At 41.5% G+C, this 6,090-nt stretch carries 11 protein-coding genes and 1 tRNA gene; 3 read left to right on the forward strand and 9 right to left on the reverse strand.

The annotated features are described in order from the left end of the window. Positions 1-28 precede the first annotated feature (28 nt). From PX484_RS15945 to ndhL, 5 genes are all read right to left on the reverse strand, one after another. Positions 29-610, reverse strand: a complete 582-nt coding sequence (locus tag PX484_RS15945) for a phycobiliprotein lyase (protein ID WP_002781010.1) — start codon at positions 608-610, stop codon at positions 29-31. 75 nt (positions 611-685) lie between these two features. Continuing rightward, positions 686-1,609 carry a restriction endonuclease gene (locus PX484_RS15950; protein WP_002803417.1) on the reverse strand — a complete coding sequence of 308 codons (924 nt, stop codon included), beginning with the start codon at positions 1,607-1,609 and terminating at the stop codon, positions 686-688. A gap of 436 nt (positions 1,610-2,045) precedes the next feature. Then, the gene (locus PX484_RS15955; protein WP_002751980.1) at positions 2,046-2,474 is read right to left on the reverse strand and encodes an ATP-dependent zinc protease family protein; all 429 of its coding nucleotides are present in this window, start codon (positions 2,472-2,474) and stop codon (positions 2,046-2,048) included. A gap of 4 nt (positions 2,475-2,478) precedes the next feature. Then, the gene (locus PX484_RS15960) at positions 2,479-2,784 is read right to left on the reverse strand and encodes a DUF3007 family protein (protein WP_002744428.1); all 306 of its coding nucleotides are present in this window, start codon (positions 2,782-2,784) and stop codon (positions 2,479-2,481) included. Positions 2,785-2,805: 21 nt separating this feature from the next. Next, positions 2,806-3,045 carry an NAD(P)H-quinone oxidoreductase subunit L gene (gene ndhL / locus PX484_RS15965; protein ID WP_002732218.1) on the reverse strand — a complete coding sequence of 80 codons (240 nt, stop codon included), beginning with the start codon at positions 3,043-3,045 and terminating at the stop codon, positions 2,806-2,808. 172 nt (positions 3,046-3,217) lie between these two features. Here ndhL and PX484_RS15970 point away from each other — a divergent pair. Beyond that, positions 3,218-3,303, forward strand: a tRNA-Leu gene (locus PX484_RS15970). A gap of 74 nt (positions 3,304-3,377) precedes the next feature. Here the strand turns inward: PX484_RS15970 and PX484_RS15975 are convergent. Then, on the reverse strand, positions 3,378-4,016 hold the full coding sequence (locus PX484_RS15975) for an HAD-IA family hydrolase (protein WP_002803420.1): 639 nt from the start codon (positions 4,014-4,016) through the stop codon (positions 3,378-3,380). After that, positions 4,006-4,953: a tRNA epoxyqueuosine(34) reductase QueG gene (queG, locus tag PX484_RS15980; protein ID WP_287768196.1), complete on the reverse strand. Its 948-nt coding sequence runs from the start codon at positions 4,951-4,953 to the stop codon at positions 4,006-4,008. Before queG ends, PX484_RS15975 begins: the two co-directional genes overlap by 11 nt. 170 nt (positions 4,954-5,123) lie before the next feature. Between queG and PX484_RS15985 the strand changes: the two genes are divergently transcribed. Together PX484_RS15985 and PX484_RS15990 are read left to right on the forward strand one after the other, a co-directional pair. Continuing rightward, entirely contained in the window at positions 5,124-5,204 is an 81-nt protein-coding gene (locus PX484_RS15985) for a hypothetical protein (protein WP_230400978.1), read from the forward strand. A gap of 137 nt (positions 5,205-5,341) precedes the next feature. After that, positions 5,342-5,506: an orange carotenoid protein N-terminal domain-containing protein gene (locus PX484_RS15990; RefSeq protein ID WP_002803423.1), complete on the forward strand. Its 165-nt coding sequence runs from the start codon at positions 5,342-5,344 to the stop codon at positions 5,504-5,506. Here the strand turns inward: PX484_RS15990 and PX484_RS15995 are convergent. Together PX484_RS15995 and PX484_RS16000 are read right to left on the reverse strand one after the other, a co-directional pair. Then, positions 5,478-5,708 (reverse strand): hypothetical protein, encoded by a 231-nt coding sequence (locus PX484_RS15995; RefSeq protein ID WP_287670298.1) that lies wholly within the window; start codon positions 5,706-5,708, stop codon positions 5,478-5,480. The two genes, PX484_RS15990 and PX484_RS15995, sit on opposite strands and share 29 nt — an antisense overlap. Before the next feature lie 20 nt (positions 5,709-5,728). Continuing rightward, a partial coding sequence (locus PX484_RS16000) for a zinc ribbon domain-containing protein (RefSeq protein WP_288104708.1) occupies positions 5,729-6,090 on the reverse strand: 362 nt, incomplete at its 5' end.

Here is a 6,090-nt window from a genome sequence, read left to right on the forward strand (position 1 = left end):
ACTGATAACTGATAACTGATAACTGAATTTACCAGCCACTAATCGAATAGGATGATGGTTCGGGGGAATCACTAGAGACTGACTCCGATGACTGATTGCGGGATTCAGCACAAAAAGTGGCCGTATTAAAACCGCCAAAACGTTGAACTGTGCTAGTGCGGAGACGTAAATCGGCATCGGCAAACCAAAAACGCTCGATCGAGGTCATAGTTTCGTATTCTGTAATTAAGACTAAACCTTCCTGTTCATCAATGTGATAACGGCCCGCCACGGGAATGATTTCCGCATAACCTCGCTCCCGCAGGAGAACACCCGCTTGGGGATTATCTTCGTCGGGAATTAGCGCAAAAACGGTGGTTCCTTGATGATTTTCGTTTTCTTTGTCCCACTGCATCGAACCATCCCAACTGACAAAGGCACCCCCCACAGTCTTAGCGGGATCGACTTCGTGCATTTCACAGATAGCGATAATTTTCGGGTTATCGGCGCTTAAAGCTTCCACATAAATCTCGGAATCGCCGGTTTCTGAGCGTCGAAAGGGTAAATGATGGGTGGTGCGCTGAGATTTCCACTGTCCCGCACTTTTCTGAAAAAAGGTCATCCCGTCCATAGTTTTTATCCTCTATTTTTTCCATCTATTTTAACGCCATGGCCGTTTTCTGTAACCCTTGTCCTCCTCTCTCTCTCATTCATCCCCAAAATAATCATGATCAATTCTCTTGATTTCATAGATTTTTTGGGTCGATACACCTAAGTTATAATCAATCATCAATTGACTTAATTCTTCCCCATCAATCAGCACTATTTTTATCTCATTTCTGGGGGCATATTCTAAAGCTTCTTGGGTAAAATAGGAAGTAGTGATAAAAATACCTTTTTTGGCTCCTTGTCCCGCTAATGCTCCGACAAATTTCTGGATTTCTGGACGACCAACGGCATTATTATCAGCCCATCTTTTGGCTTGAATATAGATTATATCTAAACCGAGTCTATCTTCTTTTATTATCCCATCAATCCCTTGATCCCCGCTCTTACCTACCGCTTTACCAGCATCTCTAATCGAGCCACCATAACCCATTTTTACCAGTAATTCTACTACTAATTTTTCAAAAGCATCTGGGGATAATTTTCGCAGAATAAAAAGTAAGTCTGTCGCTAATGCTTGACGAATTTCTTGATAGGAGTTTTCTAGTAATTCCTCGGGATTTTGTTCTTGATCAGAAGTTGATAAATTGCTTTCAAGAGTAATAGTTTCATTTTGCTTATTGACTCTAGTAAATTCTTGAAACTCAGGAAATTGCCTGAGAAATTTGGTATCAATTCGAGTAGGATTTTGAGATAAGATTTCTTTTCCTTTCTCAGAAATTACAAAAGTTGCTCTTTGGGGTGAGTCAATTAATCCCGCTTTCTTTAAATAGGTTTTTGCCCAACCGACTCGATTAGCAAAAATTTCTTGTTGTCCACTGGGAAGCATTTCTTTTCTTTCCGCTTCCGTGACTTGAAACTCTCTGACCAAGGCTTCAATAATTTCTCGATATTTATAAACTTTGCCATCTGCAAGTATTTTTAATAGGGGCAACATAATCGATTGAAAATCGGGAATGGGCATAGTTCGGCTGAAAAGCGGGGGCAGTCATCACAATTATACAGCAACAATCTCCAAGAATTTAGATAGATAATAATACACCTGAAATTATTAAGAATGTCGAGAGGCATTCCTCAAGAATCTGAGAGAGAATCAATATTATGGGAATCTAATACTAAATCTTGTTTAAAAGGTATAGGAGATCGGGAAGTAGTGGAGCCTTTTTAGTAAACAGTAAACAGTGAACTAAAAACTCACATCTGATAACTGATAACTGATAACTGATGCAAAACTGACGGCTTGGCTCTTCTAGGTTCTGTGTGATAAGTTTAACTTACATAGGATCGATCTTTGTGTCCTTTGTGTCTTTGTGGTTCGCTCCACTCCCTCGCTAGGAGTAATGTATCTTAGAATACATTTTACCCACCAAACCTGGGAGAGCCACGGCTTTAAATATAACTTAACTCAGTAAAAAAGACCTATTCGGATGGACAAGAAAGCCTTTTTTCAGTGCTTCTCGTCCTAACAACATCCGAAAACCCATGACATCGCGATTAGTCAAGGTTAATTCGATCGGCCATTGACGACCGCCAAGTGATACACTTGTTCTGATAACGGGACGTAGTTGACTTTGACCCCCGGAATTTTTTACCCGTCGCCATTCGAGGATTTCTGCGGTAGTGGTGACAGTGTGGCGACTATCTTTTTGGTAGGGATGAACTTGAAAGCGCAGCCAATTGCGATCGCCATCTCGAAAAGGATGCAGATCAAAAGCGTGTAGGGCCGAGGAGCGAGCGCCTGTATCAATCTTGGCCTTTATTTTGGTAATGCCTAAATCAGGTAAATCCAGCCATTCTCGCCAACCGATGATGATTTTATCGGGTTTCATCGGTCTATTTAGTTTTTTCTTCTTCAATCTCCCGCTGCATTTGGGCGATTTCTTCGGGAGTCATCGCTTCCAGACGTTTTTTAAAGACGGCATCTTCGTAATCCTTGCGCTGTTGGCCGTAGGTCATATTATCGGTGGCGACTCGAAACAGATAGGTAAAAATCCAACCGATGACACCACCTACCAACACCGCTTGACTCCAAATTCCCGCCGAAGCACTATCTAAACCGGTTTTTTGTAGGACAATGTAGAGGATGCCGCCCATAGCAAACATCCCTATACCAATCCCGATGACATCAATGCGTCTCATGGGTTTTTTTTGGTTGATAACTTAAGCTTTTAGGGTACGACGTTGGGGACGGAAGTTAAGGAAAGGACTCAACAACAGCATCCCGGGGAAGAAAAAGCTCATCAGAAAGTACATAAACCCTCTTTCCCAAGAAGAAGCCACATACCAGCGTGTATTGAGGTAGTAGTAGATAACGGCGGGAATGACGAGCAAATACAAGACACTGAGAGATAGGTAGATCAGGGCGATGATAATGGTTTCTTGCGTCAGAATTGATTGCATAAGGATATATTTTTCTCAATAGCTGTCGGTGAACGGCAATTCACCTGCTGATTATTTTACCCCCTCTTTCCCCCTTTGTGGCGATCGAATTGGCGGGCTAAAATAATTTACTGAAAATACTCTTGCCAATTAAATTATTTATGATATGATAAAAAATTGTCGGTCAAATAACGGGGGCGTGGCGGAATGGTAGACGCTACGGACTTAAAATCCGTTGAGCCTTATAAGCTCGTGAGAGTTCGAGTCTCTCTGCCCCCATCAATCGAAGTCTATATTTAAACTGAGTGTTGGATATTCTAGTACAAATGTCCATGCCCTTAGTAAAAACTTTTTCAGCCAGCCCTATCTAAAATATCCAATAATTCTAGGGGATGATGAATGAGATGATCGGGGTTAAATTGAGTGAGAATTTGAGGGGAATTAAAGCCCCAAGCGACGGCCACCACTTGCACTTGACTTTTTTGGGCGGCAGTAATATCTCTGGTTTCATCGCCGACATAAATCATTTCATCGGGACAGAATTTATTTTGTCGGATCAGGCGATCAATAATTTTGTGTTTGCTGAATAAAGGCGTTCCCGAACAGATAAAATCAAATAAATTTAAGAGTTGATTATTATCTAAAAATATGGTGACATTTTCTTTGGTATTAGAAGTTATTATTCCTAATCTATAGCCTCTTTCTTTAAGAGTGGCGAGGCATTGATGCCAGCCATGGAAGGGTTTCAGACATTCAATTTGTTTATTTAATTCCCGTTTAACTCGATAGAGTAAAAAAGGGATTTTAACGGGGGAAACTTGGGATTGTTTAATAATTTCTTGGGAACTAAGGTTTTTTAGTCTGGCCAAATCTTCCTCGTTGACGGGTTGATAACCAAAATTTTTAGCCAAACGATTGACAATCTCCACGAAAGTATCGTGGGTATCGGCGATAGTACCATCAAAATCGAACACGACCACTTTAATTGTCATCTTGTGCGGGGTGAGGGGAATGAGCTAAATTAGCTTGGGCATTACGTCGCCACTGCTGGGGTTTGATTCGACGCAGGGCTGACGAGATAAAACGACGATCCCACTCCTCTATAGTTAGATTAGCTAATTCATCCAACCTTGGCGAGAGGTTTTCGGGACGAGGTTGAAAATCCTCCACGTCGGTAACTTGGGCAAAACGTTGATTCCAAGGACAGACATCTTGACAGATATCGCAGCCGGCTACCCAACCTTGTAAATTCTTGGCAATTTCTGTAGGCAAAGTTACAGCACGATTTTCGATAGTATGGTAGGCAATACAGCGATTAGCATCCACCACATAGGGACTAACTATTGCTTGGGTCGGACAAGCGCTTAAACAACGGCTACAGGTGCCACAATGGGAGCTATGGGGTCGATCGGGTTCTAAAGGTAAATTAGTTAATATTTCCCCTAAAAAGACCCAACTGCCGTAATTGCGGGTAATTAAGTTACCGTTCTTGGCAATCCAGCCGATCCCTGCTCTTTGCGCCCAAACTTTATCCTGTACTGGTCCAGTATCCACATAGTAACGGGTTTGAATTTGCTCTCCCTGACTTTCTAACCATTGACTGAGGGCTTTTAATTTTTTACTTAATACTTTGTGATAATCCCGTCCCCAAGCATAACGGGAAATTTTGCCATGGTTTTGCTCTTGACTGTGTTGTTGGGGAGTGTAGTAGTTAAGGGCGAGACCAATTAGCGATCGCACTTCCGGCCAAAGAGTTTTGATATCCTGTCGTTTCGGGTTAGTCATCCAATCCATATCAGCGTGATAACCCCGCTCTAACCAGCTTTTTAGATGGGATACCGCCGAGTCTTGGCTGTCCACAGAGGCAATACCGACTTTATGGAAGCCCAACTCTAGCGCTTTTTCTTTGATTTGTGTTTCTGTCACCATAGAAATATCTTAAGTCAAGTATTTGTAATAATTATTTGCAATTCTAAATTTTTTGTTACATGATGCGCGGGTAAAGAGATAAGGCAGTAAGCAAGTCTCTAAATCAAATGAACAATCACCTGTGAGGCTTATTATAAAAAGTCAGCAATCCGATTACTGGATCCTACGGTATTCTCAGTCTTAACACCAAACTAGGTTTCTGGCATCAATTAGCGGAAATGATCAAAGGTTCTCTTGGGTTTGCTGGGTAAAATGTATTCTAAGATACAGTCCTGCTGGCAAGCGCGTGGAACGAACCACAAAGACACAAAGGACACAAAGATTGATCTCTCCTATCTAAGTTAAACTTATCACACAAAGAATAAGAGAGCCGATCAAGGAAGGAACTGTGGTTCCCGTCCCCGCTAACTACAAAATGACTCGCGAGGCGAATCTCGTCCTCACCGCTCTGCAAAGACTGGACTTTAGCCAACAAATCACCGTTTTAGGTAATGCTGTAGTGGACATGGGTGTGATCCTCTTGCCTAGTTTTTCAACTCATCTCTATCTTTAATTTTGACCAAACAACTACCTTGATCCATAACTCCTAACCTCTCGGTTAGGGGTTGTTTTTGATCGAGAGCAGTTATCTTCATGGTGAGGTAGGAAGTCTCTGATTTTAGGGAACGTCGGAACTGCGGAACAGTAGCCGGTAGATATCCAGTCTCGTCATAGTTAGTAAAAGTATAGTCAAATATAGACAGACTGAATTCCATTTCAGAAATTCCCTTCACTTTTACTTCGAGAGATTGATTCTTCTTGGGTGAACTATGCACCTCTCTATCCCATAGCGGTTAAACACATTTGGGAATGCTTTTCGTAAAATATTGTAGGAACCCATGACATCAGATTGAACCAGAATCCCCTTATCTGTACAATATAACCATCGCGAAATTCTTTTTCCTGAAAACACTGGCTTTTCAGTTATCTGTCCATAAACGGGGAGAGGATCGTCATTCAAAAAATTAGAAGCTGAGGTATAGGATTCTTCTTGAAGAATCACAGAGATTCCTTCTAATTGACATTTATAACTAATCATCTCAATTAATCGAGCATGAGGGATGGTCACAAATTTTTGATTGTTGACTTTTCCTAAGT

It is taken from the genome of Microcystis sp. M49636_WE2, from assembly GCF_030065375.1.
In the GTDB taxonomy this organism is placed as follows: Bacteria; Cyanobacteriota; Cyanobacteriia; order Cyanobacteriales; family Microcystaceae; genus Microcystis; species Microcystis aeruginosa_C.